We start from the raw sequence: 19,201 nt of genomic DNA, 5'->3' as shown, positions 1-19,201 counted from the left end.
TGTAGGATATGGTGGTATCCGAAATCAGATCCGGATACAAATAAAAAGCTATTGACCAGTGTTGTTATAATCACTACTCACCGCCACCTGTCTGCGTAATACTTTAAATTCTGTTCTGCGGTTAAGTTGCCGTCCTTCCGGATTATCCTTGTGGTTAGGCAATGAATTAGGTGCAATTGGCATTGATTTACCATACCCCTTTGCAATCAGTCTATTAGATGAAATGCCTTTACTGATGAGGTAATCAACACAAGACTGTGCACGTGCCTGGGACAGTTTATCATTGTATTTCACAGAGCCTACACTATCTGTATGCGCGCTCATTTCAATAGTGAGTTTCGGATTATCTTTCAGCATATCTGCTACTGTATCCAACACGATCCTGGATTCCGGGCGAAGCGTTGCTTTGCCGAAATCATAGTAGATATTATTTAGTACAATTGGTTTTTCTATTTCATAGTGTTTGAGGCAAAGCGTAGGATTATCCATCGAATCTATTGCTGCCAGCGTATCTGTATTGAAATAGATTGCTTTGGTGAAATAATTTTCCTTTTCTGCCAGAATCTTATAAAACCGTTGCGGGTCTACCTCAAATGAATAACGACCGGTAGCATCCAATGTAATTTTCTGAATGGTTTTCTGGCGAACAGTATCCAGCAGTGTAACAGTAGCGCCTTGCAGCGGTTGATGTGTATCACAATCGAGAATCAGGCCACTGGCAATTTTGCTGATTCTTTTAATACCAAATACTTCCAGGCAACAAATTGACTCCCGATCGGAGCTGATAAACCCTGCGGCAAACGGATGTGTGTTATTTAATGCAGTATAATAAATATCATCTTTGGGAGAGTTCAAAGGTCTACCCATATTCACAGGAGTGGACCAGGTACCGAAGTCCCCTTCACTCTGGAAGAAATCGAGTCCTCCAAGGCCTACGCGGCCATCTGTACTAAATACCAGCAGGTTTTTTTCTTCATCATAAAAAGGCGCCTGTTCTTCATCTTTTGTGTTGATAGCAGTGCCCATATTGCGTGCACCACCAGGTGTTCCGTTATTCATGATACAATACCAGAGATCATTTTTGCCCATACCTCCTGGTCTGTTGGAAGCAAATAACAGGTACTTGCCATCAGCAGTAACAAAAGGCTGCATAGAATTATATCCGGCCACATTCACATTATCGCCCAATATCTTTGGCTCAGACCATGTACCATTTTGATGGGTGCTTATATAGATAGCAGCCAGTTTTGTACCGCCCTTTTCTGTCCACCTGGTAAGATAGAGTGTATTACCGTCTGGTGTGACTGCGGAAACACCCTGCTCAAATCCTTTAGCGGTAGGTATTTTAAGCTTCTGGCTAAAATCAAAAGTATTACCATTACCTGTAGCTATGTAGAGGTCATTTACATAAGGGTTTCCTTTTTTAACCTGCTTCTTTTTATCTTCAGCGGTTTTAGCATTAGTTGGTAAAGGCGGATTTTCAGCGCGGGAAGAAGTGAACATCAAACTACCTTCATTCAATATTACGGGTGCATAATTAGCTCCTCCTTCGTTTACGTTTCCGGCAGTTTTCACAATTGTAAAGCGGGGTTGCCGGCTGGCTTCAGAGAGCGCAAATTCACAGGAAGCAATTTCAAGCGGGGTTCTGGTTGAGTATTCGTCGGCGGCTGTATAACTTTGTTTAAATTTATTAAACTGCTCCAGTGCCTGATCATATTTACCATTGGCCCTGAGACAAATGGCATACCAGTAACGGGCTTGCGGATATGCGGGATTATTGAACCCTACCACCTGGGAATACCATGTTTCAGCGTTGCCATAGTCATTAAAAAGACGGTATGATTCTGCCAATCGGGCTACCACTTGCTGATAATCTTTCAACTTACCACTAGGTGGCGCTGCATCAGCGAGTGTATAAGGTAATACCTGCTCAGGTTTTATTTTAAAAGTACCCAGCGCTTTGTTGTAATACTGCGCTGCAGAATAATAATCCCTGGCATTGTAAAAGATATCAGCTGTATGCTTGAAGTCATAAACATACTGCGCTTGTATGGAGTTAATTATTCCCATAAAAATCACCAGCCAACAGAGTGTAATTTTTTTCATGAGGGTTCCATTTCTTTTTTCTGTATAAGTTTTTTCCTCCATTCTGATCTGATTTCTTCTTGTAAATTATAACCTCGGACAAATAAAATATTCTTCATTAAGCACTCTTCTTTTGCGGCTGATAAAAGAAAGGGACACTTCGAAACTCTGGCTGCCATTTACCAGGCGACGCATGTTTGAGGTATTTGTATCATAGCTCAATCCCAACGTAAAGCTCTTAAAATGGAAACCTGCAAAAGGTATTGCTGCATCATTGAAACGGTAGTTTCCTCCTACCAATAAATCAAATTCTGGATTCACCATCAACTGTGCATAAACACCGGCTACAATTTCTTCCGCATTTCCCTGACGCATGTAGAGTCCTGTAGGAGTGAGGCTCACCGCGTCATTCAGTTTTATTTTAGTTCCTCCGTGAACCAGGTAACGGATAGGCAATGTTTTTTCTATTCCATTGCTGCCGCTGGCAAAAGGATCTTTAGGTTGTGTGAGATGCGCTGCTGCAAATCCGGCAAAGGGATTAAACATATGGTTGGGGTTCCCATCAAAATAAACAACTCCCGCCCCCGCATCAAATTGATTTGATTTAGTAGTAGTTACGTTTTCGCCATTGGCAATGCTTGGATCATAACCTATAACCGGCTGATACTGGCTACCTGTCTGGAATTTAGCCGGATCCACTCTTCTGTTGATCAAACCGGCATTAATACCAAAAACTAACTGGCTGGTTTTTGTACGACCAAATTTCACACCAGTATAGGAAATGCTGGCCATCGCACTGAAGTAGTTATATCCTGCATCACCTGCAGACATGTTCATTACATTGAGGCCCACCCCTATGTTTTTGTCGGTGGCAGCATCTATAGAAATCCCTGCAGTAGAAAAGGGTTTCCCATAATTGGCCCACTGATTACGATAGTCGCCGCTGATCCTGTAATCACCATCAATGACACCTGTTAAGGCCGGATTGAGCCATAACGGATAAGCATAATACTGTGAAAAGTGAGGGTCCACCTGGGCAACACACAACTTGGGCAACAAACTGCTCCATAAAAGTATTGCAACTATAAAAATCCTTTTCATAGGAACATTTTTAGCTTTTTCAAGATTAACCGGGATGCATTTGCACCCCGGTTATTATTAATAATTTTTAACCTATTCCTGTTGAATCATTCCTACCGCATGAGGGTAACGTTACCCTTCTTCGTGATCACAGTGCCATCCTGCATAGTAGCCTTAACAATGTACACGTACACACCTATCGGTTGTTTCTGTCCGCTCATCGTACCATCCCATCCCTGACGCTGATCTTTGGATGTGAATACCAATTGACCCCACTGGTTGTAGATCCTGAACTCGAGCTGCGCTATAGCGGTGCTGTATACATACTCGATATCATTTACTCCATCTCCATTCGGACTGAAGAGGTTAGGTACGTAGATGTTATTGCCTTGCGGATTGGTTGTTTTACCAATTACTGCGGTAGACAATGCACTTGTTTGACAATCTGTTGCCCCTATCGCTTTTACCTGTATGGTAACGCTCTGATTAGGCTGCAGGCCGGTTACTGTATGCGTAGTGCCGTTAGGTCCTGAGCTTGGCGGTATGAAGGTTACACCGTTGTCCAATGTTACTTCATAACGGAGGGCTCCAGGAATTGGGCTCCAGCGGAAGGTAATCGTAGTCGCAGTTGTATTATCTACTGTTACAAAAGGCGTAGCCAGTGGCTGTGCTATACTAACTGCTACCAATGTTCTGCTGATACTGCTGCAACCACCTGTAGTGAATGCTTCCACGTAATAATTAGTGCTTTCATTTAATGCCGGTGTTACAAATACTGCACCTGTGAATAGCGGTGTACCACCAGTAGCTGTGCTGAACCAACGGAAATTTACACCCTCAGAAGTAGAAGCCGCTGTGAGTGTTGCTGTTTTACCAGGACATACACCTGCCTCATTACCCGTTACTGTTGGTTGAGCTGGTGAAGGTGTAGCTTCAACACTCACTGCTGTGCGGGTAGGACTTGAACAACCATTGCTATTGGAAGCTTCCAGGTAATACATCTGGTTAGCAGTAATAGCTGGTGTAGTATATGATGGTCCTGTTGCTACAGCAGTACCGCCTGTTGCTTGAGTAAACCATTTATAAGTAAGCGCTGCATCCGGATTGAGTGCATTCAGTGTAACTGTTTGACCCAGGCATCCCTGTAATGTTGCATTTGCTACTGCCGGTGCAGCCGGTGCAGGATTCACGGTTACATTTACCGGTGTTCTGCTGGCACTTACACAACCACCACTGGTAGCTGCTTCCAGGTAGTAAATGGTACTGATAGTTGGCGTAATGGTAAAGTCTGCGCCACCAAATACCGCTGTACCACCCTGTGCTGAAGTAAACCAGCTATAAATTACACCCGCTGTTCTGTTTTTCACTGACAGTACAACTGTATGACCACTACATGTTGTAACCGGATCGGCGAGCGGAGCATCTATTGTTGTAACCACGGTAGCGGTTACACCTTTACGTGCACTGCTGCATCCTGCGTTATTTATCGCTTCGAGATAGATGGTAGTAGTAAGACCTAATGCCCCTGTTGTATAAGCATCTCCTGTAGCGAGCAATGTTCCGTTAGAAGGTGCATCAAACCAACGATAAGTCAATGCCGGATCCGGATTCTGTACGCTGAAGGTTGCAGTACCACCTATACAGGTGACTACATTATCAGCAACAACTGTCGGAATTTGTGGCGCCGGATCAACTGCTACGCTTACACTTGTTCTGGTTGCACTGGAACAACTGTTGCCTACAGTGGCTTGTACATAGTAAATAGTATTGGTAGTCACCACCGGCACGCTGTAAACAGCTCCGGTAAAGAGTAGTGTACCACCTGTTGCGGCATCATACCACTGATATGTAATACCCGGTTGTGGCATTTTCACTGCAACAGTTACACCTGTACCTGCGCATGTCCTGAGACTGGATGCTACTACATCTGGTGCTGCCGGAGCATTTACTACTGTTATGGAAGCTTTCGCTCTCAATGATGGATTACCACACTGGTTTACATCTCCTATTGCTTCCACAAAGAAGTCTGTGCTGCTGGTAAGTGCATCTGTAATGTATACAGGGCCGGTAAATATTGCAGTACCGCCTGTTGCTGTTGTAAACCATTTGTAAGTAATGCCATTAGTAGAAGATGTTACGCGAAGCGTAGCTTTCGTGCCTGAACAAATAGTCAGGGATGGAGATTCCAGTACTGGTGTTGGTGCTTGTCCTACACCTATTGAAATTTTTGCTCTTACTGTGCTGCTGCAATTACCATTGCTGGCTTCTGCATAAAAATCTGTGTTACTATTTAAAGCTCCGGTTGTGAAACTTGCACCGGTAAACAACAGGTTGCCACCTGCAGCTGCATCAAACCAACGATAGGTAACTCCTGGCAGCGGATTGCTGACTGATAACGTTACGCTACCACCCTGACAAACAGACAAGGAAGATGCTGATATTACCGGTGTTGCCGGAATACTGTTTACTGTAATAGTAGCACTGGTTCTTGTAGCACTAGGACATCCGCCATTTACCAATGCCTCTACAAAGTAGGTTACACTGCTATCCAGGGCGGTTATATTAAATACAGGTCCTGTAAATACCAGTGTACCACCGGTTGCAGCATTAAACCATTCGTAAGTAACTCCAGCCTGTGGGCTCTGAATTGCCAGAGAAACGCTCTGTCCTTTACAACCCTGTACCGCACCACTTACCAATGTTGGTGCTGCAGGAACAGGTACCACATTCACGTTCGCAGCTGCACGTGCAGAAGGTTTACCACATTTGGAAGTATCTCCTATTGCTTCTACATAGAATGTAGTATTAGCATTTATTGGTGCTGTAGTGTAGATAGGCCCTGTAAATACTGCTGTTCCCCCTGTAGCTACAGTATACCATTTGTACGTGATATTATTTACTGATGACGTTACTTTCAGCACCGCTGTACCGCCCTGACATACTGTTACGTTGCCAGATTCAAGGATTGGTACCGGTGCAGTTCCTACACCAATAGATATTTTGGTTCTGGTAGCACTGCTACAGCCACCTGCTGAAGCTTCCGCATAGAAGTCTGTTGATACCGTGAGGCCCTTTACAACAAACACAGTACCTGTAAACAGGGCTGTTCCGCCTGTTGCTACATTGAACCAGCGATAAGTAAGTGTATTGTCTACATTTTGAATTGTTAATGTAGTACTATCGCCAACACAAATGCTGATGGAAGAAGCGGCAATTATCGGAACCGGTACACTACGCACATTTACTGTTACCACCTTAGCATTTGCTGCTGTATTAGCACATTTGTTAGTTCCCTCTACTGTTACGTAGTAAGAAGTAGTAGCTGCTATTGCAGGTGTTGTAAATGCGGGGCCTGTGAACAGCAATGTTTTCAGACCAGCATCTTTGTACCATTTGAATATCGGGTTGGTAACAGTTGTACTGCTGGCAGTGAGTGTAACAGTGCCTTGCGGGCAAATAGTCGTATCTGCTACGATAACATCTGCCGCTGTTGCACCCATATTCACAGTTACTTTTACTGCTTTCAATGCACCAGCTGCATTTTCACATCTACCTCCGCTACTTACACTTACATAATAAGTATATGTACCGGCAGCTAATCCGGATACTGTTAATACACCCGCTGCGCTGACACCCTGCGTTATTGGGCCAGTCTTATTCGCGTTAGCATACCATTTAAACACAGGGTTTTGAACGGTAGTACTTGTTGGTGTTAATACTGCACTATCACCTGCGCAAATCACCTGGTCTGCTGCTGTAATATCAGCTGCTGTTGAAGCACTATCTACCGTGAGGGTGATCTTCGTACGTCCGCTATCGTTAGTACAGTTACCTGCATTCACTGCTTCCACGTAGAAGTTATAAGTACCTGCAACCAGATTAGCAGGTGTTGTAAATGTGTTACTGTTAGCTTGTACTTTAGCGCCACCGGTAATTGCATCAAACCAGTTGTAATTTACACCTGGTACAGCTTTCACGCTGAGTGTTACTGGTGTATTCAGGCAAGTAGTTACATTGTTGCCATTCGGTACCGGTGATGATGGTAAACCAAGTATGGTTATTTGTGCAGGTACGGATGCAGCTCCCGTACAACCATTCCTGCTGGCTCTTACCGTGTAGGTATAAGTACCTGAGTCGAGCGTGGTTGGTGTTACAAATGCTATACTATCAAGCAGGTGGTTACCCTGTTTGTTATACCAGCTGTAAACAACTCCCGGCGCAGGGTTCACTACGCTCAATGTTGCCTGTTTGCCTTTACATACAGCTGCATTATTCACCTGTACTGTTGGTTGCACTATTGCGCGCTGTGCATAATTAAAGTCTACTTCTGTCAGTGCACCCAGTATACCTGATTTCAGCTTCACTTCTATACCATCAAATGGTTTGGTTGGTACGAACGACAGCAAAGCTTGTCTGTTGCCACTAAGCAGATCCACATGCAGGATCGGGTTAGATACCAGTACGGAATCACCAGGGGTATTACCATTGAAAGATGTCAGCTGAATGCTGGCAAGAAGAGATGCAGAAAGTATCTGGCTTGGGTTAGACAATAATACTTTGACAGTATCGCCCGGTGTGGACAAACCATTAAAGATTGCTTTTTCCCAAACAGCTGCATTCAACGCTCCCAGATTTATAACAAGAGAGGAAGCGGTATTTTGATTATTATCTACTGCTAATTGTGGATTATATACATTACCCAGCACCAGTAAACCTGAACCTCCAATAGTTTGTGCGGTAGCGCCCTCACAAGGAACAGCATTAAATGGACCTGTAAATGTAACAGCATTGACTGCTACTCTTGCAGATACACAAGTAGTTGCTCCTGGTAAAGCTGCTTCTACCCAATAAGTAATAGTACCAAGTGTGGAGGATGCCGGTGCTGCAAATCTTGATCCTTTAAATAAAGTATCTGTACTTGTTTGACTGGCAAACCAGTAGAATACCGCATTTGCAGAAGTGGCGCTTGCCTGGAACACTGGTTGCTGACCTATGGCTACTGTATCGGATGCCGGCACTACTGTTGGCGGAGCCAATGACGCTGCAGTACCAACGGTAACAGCTGTTCTTGTTGCAGAAATAGTTTTACAACTATCGTTCACAGCTTCCACATAATAAGTAGCAGTAGCGGTAACATTGATCACTTTGAAAGTGAAACCGCTATCAGTATTCAATTTAGTGCCTGCTGTACTTACATTGTACCAGTTGTAGCTGTATCCTTTTAAAGGATTAGCTATTGCCAGTACTGCATCAGAGCCGGCGCATACCTGCACGTTTGCAGCTTGTACCGCTGGCGCTACTGGCGCTGCGGCTACTTTCACATCTACCCTGGCTCTTCCTTTGCTTGCACAACCATTTCTGAAGGCTTCTACCAGGAAGCTGGTATCAGTAGTGAGCACACCGGTCGTAAATGTACTTCCATCTTTACCGGTCAGATAATTACCATTACTGCTGTACCAGCGGTAGGTAATTCCTGCCACAGGATTTAATACATTCAGCGTAGCGGTGTTACCTGCGCAAACTGCTACTTGTGCAGCCTGTACTTTTGGCGCTACGAGCGCACGCTGTGCGTAATTGAAATCTATTGTTGTTAATGCGCCAAGCACACCTGATTTCAGTTTTACTTCTACTGCGTCAAATGTTGCTTTTGGTACAAATTCGAGTATTGCCTGTTTGCCGTTGTTCAGCAAAGTGAATTTAACAAGCGGATCATTTACCTGTACGGAATCGCCAGGAACAGTACCATTGTAAGACGTTAACTGAATACCGCCCAGTAAGCCTACAGAAAGTATCTGATTTGGATTGGACAGTAATACTCTTACGGTATCACCTGGTACGGATACGCCGTTGAATTTAGCTCTTTCCCAAACCTGTGCGTTCAATGCTCCCAGGTTGATTACCAGAGAAGAAGCAGTGCTCACATCGTTATCTACAGCCAGGTTCGGATTGTATACGTTACCCAATATAAGCAGACCACCGCCACCAATTGTTTGGGTGGTAGCACCTTCGCATGGTACAGGTGTTCCAGAGCCAACGGGGCCGTAAACGACTACCACCGGTACCCGTATAGATTGGCAGGTAGTACTTCCGGTGAGTGATGCACTCACCCAGTACGTAACTGTACCAAAGGTGTTTTGAGTAGGCGGCGCAAAGGTTGGACCAGTGAACAGACTATCATTTCCTGCCTGACTGCCATACCATTTGAATATTACATTAGTAGCATTGGATGTTGCTGTAAGTACTGCCTGTGTTCCGATGGCTACAGAATCAGGATTTGGCGATACAGCCGGTGCGCTCAGGGAAGAAGATAATACCACACTGATGGTTTGTCTTGGAGACACTGCACCACAGCTGCTTACCGCTTCCACGTAGAATGTGGTATCCCTGTTGATAGCCGGCACATTGAAAACGTAGCCACTATCTGTGTTCAGTTTAGTACCGCCTGTTGGAACATTATACCAATTATAAGTGAAACTATGATTTGGCGCTGTTGGTGACAATGATGCATTTGAACCCGGACAAATATTAATAGTTACCGGAGCACCAGGCACTGCAGGAGCCGGAGATACTGTTACGCTAACTGGTATCCTTGCAGGGTTAGGGCAATTATTTGGCCCACCCAGCACAGCTACAAAGTAGGTTATTTTACCTGCTGTTTTGAGCGTATCTGTAGTATATGAATTTTGTGTGCTTAATACGGTGGTGCTGGTAGAATCTGCATACCAGCGTACAGAAGTACCCGCTGCCGGTGTAACGGTAAGTGTTGCCTTATTATTTATACACACACTCGCGTTGGTAGTATTCACCACCGGATTTGGATAGATTATTCTTGCACCATAGATGTCGATAGCATTCAACAGATTAAGGACACCGGTAAGTCTTATTTCTACGCGGTCGTACGTGCCGGTTGCAGGTATAGTGGTCGCAAACTGCTGTCCGCTCATCAAGCTTATGCTAAGCAGTTTCGACAAAGTATCTGCTTTTACCAGCGTAGTATTATTATACAGGGAGATAACCACTCCACCCAGGAGGCTAACATCGGCCAGTCCACCCGGAGATGCAAATTTGATGCGAACACTGTCTGTCGCACTTCCCGGATTCGGGAATATCAGTTGTTGAAATACAGATCCGCCCAACAAACCTACTGGTATATCCAGTCTCGTGAAATTGGTTGTACTACTATCTATGTCATTAGTAGGATTAGTAACGCTACACAGAATACAACCAAGTGTAGTACCGGACTGCTGGCTGGTTGGAACGTTACAGTCAGGAGACGGAATTACCGGTCCTGTTACTACTACGTGAACGGCTACACGTTTAGATTCACACGCACCCGCAATTTTCACTGCCGCGAAATAAGTATAGATACCCGGGTTATTGAATGGTCCAACAACAAAGCTGGTTCCTGAACCGGCAACTGTTGTGGTAGTTGAATCATTATACCACACAATAGTTGCACCTGGGACCGGAGAGGCTGTTAATGTAGCCTGATGACCAGTTGTTACCACAACATCACCTGTTACTACTGGCGCTACAGGAGTTGTTACAACATTTACATGAGCTGCTTTCAGCGCACCTGCTTCATTTTCACAACGATTAGTACCGGATACACTTACGTAATAAGTGTGCATACCGGCAGCTAAGCCTGTGATAGTAAGTTTGCCGGTACTGTCTATTGCGTAGCTCACACTACCTTCTACAAGGCCATTTGTGATAGCAGTGGTTTTGTTGACATCTTTATACCATTTGAATATTGGAGCAGTAACCACTGTTGTAGTAGGTACTAATACTGCAGGACCGTTTACGCAGGTAGTAGTTGTATCTGCTATAGTAATATCTGCAGCACTGCCTAATGGATTCACGGTAACCACAACCGGTATACGATCAGGATTTGCACAACCATTGGCGCCAACCACTTGTGCAAAATAAGTAAACTTACCTGCTGTATTCTGTGGAGGAGTTATATAAGTACTTTGATTACTTAATGAAGTGGTAGTAGTGGAATCTGCATACCACTTTATAGTTGTTCCTGCAGCTGCTGTAGCCACAAGTGTAGCAGGCGAACCAACACAGGTAGTAAATCCACTTGCATTAATAGTTGGATTTGGAGCGACTGCCTTTGCACCATATATCTGTATTGCATTCAGCAAATTGGCTACGCCTGTAAGCATTATCTGTACACGGTCATATGGAGCCGTTGTTGCTACAGTGGCGGAGTAACGACCATTAGTTAACAAATGCAATGTCAGGAGCTGAGACAGGGTATCTCTCCTTATTACTGTCGTACCATTAGCGATGGTTATCACAGCTCCTCCCAACAAACTCACATTGGCCAATGGAGCAAAGGTGCCCAAATCAAGACGGATACTATCTGTTCCAGGACCTACCGCCGGGAATATGAGTTGTTGATATACAGATCCTCCTAACAATCCCAAAGGAATATTCAGTTGTGTAAAGTTGGTAGGATCATTATCTATGTCATTGGTTGGATTATTAACACTACATAATACGCAACCCAAAGTAGTACCGGTTACCTGGCTGGTTGGTACGTTACAGGTGGTTGGTATTACAGGACCAGTAACTGTTATTACTACCGGCACCCGGATAGATTTACATCCGCCTGGTAAAGTTACACCGGCATAATAAGTATAAACACCGGGAGTAGTAAATGGTGCCAGGACAATGGAGTCACCGGAAGCCAATGGTGCCTGCGTAGTATCTTTAAACCACTGAATAGTAGCACCGGGTACAGGTGTAGCTCTTAATGTTAATGACTGACCAGTAGTTACTGCATAAGCTTGTACTAACACTGGCGGCGCCGGAGCAGTAGTTACTTTTATAGTAGCTGCTTTCAGACTGCCGGCAGGATTTTCACAACGATTGGTACCCGATACACTTACATAATAGGTATGATTGCCTACTGCAAGACCGGTAACAGTAAGTTTACCGGCGGTGTCTATAGTAAACGTTGCACCACCCACCACAAGGCCATTCGTAATTGGTGTAACCTTGTTGGCATCCAGATACCATTTGAATACAGGTGTTGTTACACCCGCTGCTGTTGGTGCCAGTACCGCAGCACTGCTACCACAAGTGGTAGTAGTATCTGCCAGTGTGATATCTGCAGCACTGCCTAATGGGTTTACGGTAACCACAACCGGTATACGATCAGGATTTGCACAACCATTAGCAGCAACTACTTGTGCAAAATAAGTAAACTTACCTGCTGTATTCAGCGGAGGTGTGATATAAGTACTTTGATTACTTAATGAAGTCGTCGTAGTGGAATCTGCATACCACTTTATAGTTGTTCCTGCAGCTGCTGTAGCCACAAGTGTAGCAGGCGAACCAACACAGGTAGTAAATCCACTTGCATTAATAGTTGGATTTGGAGCGACTGCCCTTGCACCATATATCTGTATTGCATTCAGCAAATTAGCTACACCAGTAAGCATTATCTGTACACGGTCATATGGAGCCGTTGTTGCTACAGTGGCGGAGTAACGACCATTAGTTAACAAATGCAATGTCAGGAGCTGAGACAGGGTATCTCTCCTTATTACTGTTGTACCATTAGCGATGGTTACCACAGCTCCTCCCAACAAACTCACATTGGCCAATGGAGCAAAGGTGCCCAAATCAAGACGGATACTATCTGTTCCAGGACCTACCGCCGGGAATATGAGTTGTTGATATACAGATCCTCCTAACAATCCCAAAGGAATATTCAGTTGTGTAAAGTTGGTAGGATCATTATCTATGTCATTGGTTGGATTATTAACACTACATAATACGCAACCCAAAGTAGTACCGGTTACCTGGCTGGTTGGTACGTTACAGGTGGTTGGTATTACAGGACCAGTAACTGTTATTACTACTGGCACCCGGATAGATTTACATCCGCCTGGTAAAGTTACACCGGCGTAATAAGTGTAAACACCGGGAGTAGTAAATGGTGCCAGGACAATGGAGTCACCGGAAGCCAATGGTGCCTGCGTAGTATCTTTAAACCACTGAATAGTAGCACCAGGTACAGGTGTAGCCCTTAATGTTAATGGCTGACCAGTAGTTACAGTGTAGGATTGTATTAACACTGGTGGCGCTAACGCAGCACCCACTATTACTGAAGCTCGTTTAAGCTGGCCTGCTGCATTTTCACAATGGCCGCTATCTGAAACGCTGACAAAATAATTATAGGTGCCAGCTGTTAGACCAGTAATGGTAAGCTTACCGGTGCTATCAATTCCATATTTCACACTACCTTCCACCAGGCCATTTGTAATGGCCACACTCTTATTAATATCTTTATACCATTTGAATACAGGTTTGCGTGTAACCGTAGTTGAGGTAGGTGTGATTTTGACTGAATCACCCAAACATGATCGTGTGGTATCAGTAACAGTGACATCGGCAGCGGTAGAGAAATTATTTACTGATACCGTTACCAGTGTTTTAGCAGATTCAGTAGTACAGGCTATTCTTGTGGCAGAAACATAGTAACGGAAAGTACCGGCAATATTTACCGGTGCACTCGTAAGACTAGAAGCTGTTGCAAGCAATGTGGTTTGAGTAGAATCATACCATTTATAGATGAGATTAGGATCCGGATTACTAACACTTAAAGTAATAGGAACATTCAGACAGGTACTTCTGACATTCCCCAGCGCAACAACCGGGCCTGGGTCTACGCGTTGGATTTCGTATAGATTCAAAGAAGATAATGCGCCAACAATGGCTCCAAATCTTACCTGCACATGATCAAAAGGTCCGGTAGACACAAAGGAAAGTGTCTGTGGGCCACTACCTCCCGAAAACAGATTAAACACCACCGGAGTGCTGGAGCCGTTCACTGAATCCACAATTGTTTGTCCATTATAAGTAACTATTGTTACCGCATTTAATAGAGAAAGACTTAGTAAAGCAGAAGGGTTAGAGAGCGTTATTCTCACAGAATCACCTGTTTTCGACAAGCCCGGAAAGATGGCATTCACCTGTGCATAGGCTGCTGCACCTAGTGTAGTACTTAAAGTAGCAGCAGTAGCAAGATTTCCATCAATAGCATTATCCGGATTAGTTACTGATCCCAGATTTACAATTGGTACGCCAAGTGTGCTGGTCACCCCAGATAACTCATCAATGGGCAAGTCGCAGGCTATTACTGAAGAAGCGGGTTTATTATAATAAGCGCTGTAGATCCTCAGGGAGGCTAATGCACCTAACAACGGAGCTGTCATAGTTATTCTCACCCTGTCATAAGTGCCTGCACCAACTGTAGCTGGCACATATACTTCTGCCTGGTTATTTAATGCCAACAGATTGGCAATAGCATTGGAAATATTAGTGACAGGACCAGCCGGAGTTGCGCCGTTAAATGCCTGCACAGTAATCCCGCCGAGAACATTCAATGAAAGTGCAGATCCGGTGCCTATTTTGATAATAGATTGTGTTCCTATTGAAGGCAGGTTTGCTCCGGGAAATTTAATATCAAGGCTTACGGTTCCTCCTAATAAACTTACGCCGGCATGGAGATTTGCCGCAGTATTTAAAAATCCAGGGCCGGCGTCAATTGCCAATCCCGAACCGTCTACTCCGCAAAGCAAACAAATCCCGGTTGTAGCCGCGGAATCAGTAGCATTTGCATACACCCTTTGTGTTTGTGTTTGCGCCCAACTTTGCTGTGCACTTATTCCAAACAACAACAATAATAAAAGGAGGCTTTTCCAGGCAAAACCGGAGGCACCTTTATAGGTAATAAGAGAACTGGTTTTCACAGCAACCTTTCCCGTCGGTTTCGGGCAGCAAAAAGGAGCAGTAAAAGGGCTATTAGGAGTAGCGTTTGAATGCATAGCATCAAATATTTGAATAAAAATTGTTCAGTTTCATTGTGATACAACAAAACTCTATAGGAGGCGGCTAGGTTAGGAAGGCATTAATAATTTGGTGGAAAAATACTGGTTGATAAAAAGTATACTTCCTTTCAAATTGTTAAGAGAATGTTACAGAAAACGGTACGAATGTAGATGGAAGGGGGGATTTATGGATGGGTCTTTTTGTTCATTCTATTTATAAAAAGCAGTTTGTTCAGTTTGTTTATTTCTTGTTCATTTTGTTCAATTATGGTTATGAATGAACAATTTTCAAAAAGCAGGAAAAAATGGGTGTAAAACCAAAAAAACAAGGAAATTTTGCTGTTTTAAGCGAGCACATCAAAAAATATTCATCTTTTTTATCTCCAGCTTTTTCTTAAAGTGAAATATTATCGCATTATTCACCATATATTAATATTATATTGTCAGTCTAATATTTATATATGATACTCCTTTCTAAATTATCATAAAAATCATAATCTATTATTTATATTTATATATATAATTCGACATAATGCCGTCTGTTCATTTTGTTCATTCGCACTTTTGAAAATCTAAACCACTGAAGCATACGTAATTAAAAAAGTACCGACAATTCGAAAATCCATTTACTGTCCCCTATGATTGATCTATCCTATGACTTTATCATAACCCTGCAAAATGAAGTTTTGCGCAGGTTTGGTGTTGAAGTCATGTTACCAGGAGATTGCAAACATCTCTCTCAGTCCATATTGGATGACACCACGAAACTGGTGAGCGAAACTACGCTCAAAAGGGTGTTTGGATTTGCCGTGGCTCAACACAGCTTCTCCAGATACACATTGAACACCCTTTCCCAATATTGCCAGTATAAAGACTGGGAGGATTTTCAACAACATCATTACAGACAGCTGAATACAGCTACACCATCATCAGCAACTACTACTGTAGCCGCTCCGGTAGATAATGGTAAATGGGCAGGCCTCAAAACCAAAGCCGACGCGGTTTCCCATTACACCATGCTTACCCTCAAAAACCGGTCGGGAATTGCCTTCCCCTATACAGTGCATCGCCCATTCTGCAATGCACACATTGAAAAATTCCTGGAAAGTGACTATGCAGCTACTGCGTTAATTGCCCCATCAGGATGGGGTAAATCATTGTCACTCGTACATTTGGCCGAACATTTCTGGTTCGGGAAGGAAGCCCGGTATAAACAAGATGTATGCTGGTTTATACATGCACATGCTGCCGGCAGCCTGCTATTGAAAGGCTTCTCCCTATCTACCTGGCTGGATAACCAAATGAACCTGGGTAATGGCGAAAACTTCCGGGAATACTTCTCCAGTCACTTCGATAAAAAAGGCGGACGCCTTATATTAATAATAGACGGGTTTGATGAAATTGCAGTAGCCGGAGAAAAACTTCGCCTCCTTTATTCTAAACTGGAGGACTTCGTATACTCCAACGATCTTTACCCCTGGGTGAAAGTGATACTCTCCATCCGCAGCAGTACCTGGGCGGAAATATTCCAGCATTCCCAGCAATACCCCGCTTTCAGACGTTACTGGTATCTCGGCGCAGAAATGGACGAGGAAACCAATATTAACATGCCGCAACTGACAGAACAGGAAGTGAAGTCCATTCTGTACAATCACCAGTTTGATCCGGCAACGGTAAGACTGTTTTCAGAGAACTTTTTACAGAAGCTCCGGCATCCTTACTATCTCCAGTTGTTTTGCCAGCTGAATACCGGCCCCGATCAAACTTTTGTTGATGAACATCTCAGCTTGTTCGAGATTGTTTCCCGGTTCATTCAAAACCGGGTGTTCAATGCACAAAGCAATTCATTTAAAATAAAGATCATAGAGAAACTGCTGGTTTTACTGGACCTGGGCAGGGGAGGAATCTATACAGATAAACACCTGCTCCTGAATCAAAATGCAGACCTCTTTCCGGCATATAAAGAATTACTGGCAGATAATATATTGGTAGAAGAAAACCTGAGCCAGGAAATTATGTTTCATGTAAAGGTGCGGTTTGCCCACACTATGTTGCTGGAATATTTTGTGGCAATGCACTATCTGCAAAAAAATGAACAGGAGATCAATGAACAGTTATTGATGAAGATACTGGATCATCTGCCACAGTCACCTTACAGAATAGGCGTATTCAGATGGCTGCTCCGCTACGCCATCAATCACGCCCAAATAGATGGCATCATTAAAATGTTGCATCTGCCGCTGAGCAATATTGAAAAATCGCACCTGCTGGAATACCTGGTATTACACTATCAGCACGACGGCAATAATCAAGGTGAACTCAAATCCATCTTCCCGGCAGGATTCTTCAAAAAAAATCCGATCAGTCCTTTTATCAGCGATGAATTCATTCATTTCCGAAAACGAAAAGTGCTGACAGCCTTGCTAGGCCTGGCAGAAGCCCGCGAAGACAAGCTGAAGATCAGAAGTAAACTATTTACCATGGCCCTGCTACAGTTAGATGCAGAGCAATGTGAACAGGAGCTGAATAATATTAAAAAGATATATACTGCGGAAGAATTTGAAGAAGAGCTGTGGGTAAGTCCATATGAAATACAGCTGTTTATCTACGAATTTCTCAAGTTTGGCATCATCAATGAAGACATCCGTGAGAAAATTTACAATTACTTCCGTTACTGGGGCGGAAGAGGGAAAAAACCGATGTCTGTACCACAGGAAATTGTGTTCCGTAATATGGGTCTTGTATTTACCCTGCTGGGAGATAATGAACACCTGCTGACTTTCACCACCCGCATTTTTGAATCCTATCCTTCGCTACAACATCGCAAAACGGATTCATTGCGGCTTATGTTATTATGCTGGCAGGCGCAGGCTTACCTCGGATTAGGCAACACCAAATCTGCGGAACGCATTTGCAGACATACAGACCAGGTAATCAAAAAATATTCTGTTGAATATTTTGGAGGCAAATACCTGGAATCTGTACAAAAGATGTTGCATGCCAGTGTTTATTTTAGTGAACACGAATTCAACAAAGCTATCCGTACCGCTGAAACAGCCGTGGAAAATGCACAGAAGCTGGATTTCAAAGTACTTGCCCTGATGAATTTTGGCTTACTCAACAAAATTTATCAGCAACTGCAAATGGATAAACAGAAAAATGATAATCTCCAACAAATAGAACTCATCAGAAAAAGTACTTCATTTAAACAGGCGGTTTCTAATTTTGCAAGATGATTATGGCATAATTTTGCTTTATTGCATACGTAATGGCCATTGATGAAAGCAAATACACCGCAGCGCAAAAATCATTGCTCAACTTATTGAGCCTGTTGACATTATTGCTACTTGCGCCTTACATCAACCGCTTTGTACCTCCCCTTGTAGCAAATGGCTGGCATGTAGATCTGGGTGTATCTGTCATTATCAGCTTTCTCCTTATATATCTCTTCCGTTGGATATTCAGACCACTTATTATTCCTGTCTTTTTGCTGGTATGCGGCCTGCTGCTGATTAATAAATATTCCGACCGCTATACTTTCACCAATGTACTCAACGACTACAAAGGTATGGTACAGGGAAATTGGGGAGCCAAAGACAGCAAACAGCTGGATATCCTCAGTCTGTACCCCAGGCGGGTAGAGAGTTACCGGGATAAAACGGTAAGGGGCATCCGGGAAAAAATTAACTTCCAGGATTCTGTGGTACGCAACTTTTCTGTAAAACATTCCCTCGACCATTACGATGAATATTTTTATAAATATGGTAAGATAACACGGTTCCTATCCTTGTTCCGCTTTATCAACAACCAGTTTAAATATGTGCTGGACTCCCGGCGTGATGAATATTTTGCCACACCACAGGAAACCATACAAAACGGTTTAGGTGGTGATTGTGATGATCACTCTATATTAATGGTGTCCTGTTTGCAATCAATTGGCGCGCGATGCCGTATTGTGCTGGTGAAAGGACATGCGTATCCGGAACTGTACTGCGGCGACCGCGCAGATTTCGAAATCATGAAACAGGCCATAGTAACGCTTTTCCCGAGGCCGGTAGTAAAAGAAATATATTATCATGAGCTCAAAGGGGAGTATTGGATTAACCTTGATTACACTGCCCGTCACCCTGGCGGACCTTATATGAATGATAAAGTTTACGCATTGATTGAGCTCTGATCCCTAAATT

General features: G+C 43.6%; 5 protein-coding genes. 2 read left to right on the top strand and 3 right to left on the bottom strand.

From position 1 onward, the window contains the following. Positions 1-48: 48 nt before the first annotated feature. The 3 genes from CLV51_RS04255 to CLV51_RS04245 all read right to left on the bottom strand — a co-directional run bounded on the left by CLV51_RS04255 (position 49) and on the right by CLV51_RS04245 (position 15,011). A complete protein-coding gene (locus tag CLV51_RS04255) occupies positions 49-2,106 on the bottom strand; it encodes an OmpA family protein (protein WP_158266924.1) in 2,058 nt (685 codons plus the stop codon). 66 nt (positions 2,107-2,172) lie between these two features. Beyond that, a complete protein-coding gene (locus CLV51_RS04250; RefSeq protein WP_106526754.1) occupies positions 2,173-3,186 on the bottom strand; it encodes a PorP/SprF family type IX secretion system membrane protein in 1,014 nt (337 codons plus the stop codon). A gap of 92 nt (positions 3,187-3,278) precedes the next feature. After that, a complete protein-coding gene (locus CLV51_RS04245; RefSeq protein WP_106526753.1) occupies positions 3,279-15,011 on the bottom strand; it encodes an Ig-like domain-containing protein in 11,733 nt (3,910 codons plus the stop codon). 641 nt (positions 15,012-15,652) lie between these two features. On the opposite strand from CLV51_RS04245, the gene CLV51_RS04240 reads away from it, so the two are divergent. Continuing rightward, positions 15,653-18,250 carry an NACHT domain-containing protein gene (locus CLV51_RS04240; protein ID WP_106526752.1) on the top strand — a complete coding sequence of 866 codons (2,598 nt, stop codon included), beginning with the start codon at positions 15,653-15,655 and terminating at the stop codon, positions 18,248-18,250. 32 nt (positions 18,251-18,282) lie between these two features. Further along, positions 18,283-19,191: a transglutaminase domain-containing protein gene (locus tag CLV51_RS04235; RefSeq protein WP_106526751.1), complete on the top strand. Its 909-nt coding sequence runs from the start codon at positions 18,283-18,285 to the stop codon at positions 19,189-19,191. Positions 19,192-19,201: the final 10 nt, after the last annotated feature.

Origin of the sequence: Chitinophaga niastensis (genome assembly GCF_003014755.1) — a bacterium.
GTDB lineage: Bacteria > Bacteroidota > Bacteroidia > Chitinophagales > Chitinophagaceae > Chitinophaga > Chitinophaga niastensis.
Note: the sequence above shows the minus strand (reverse complement) of the source record. Positions and strands in the feature narration are given on the sequence as shown.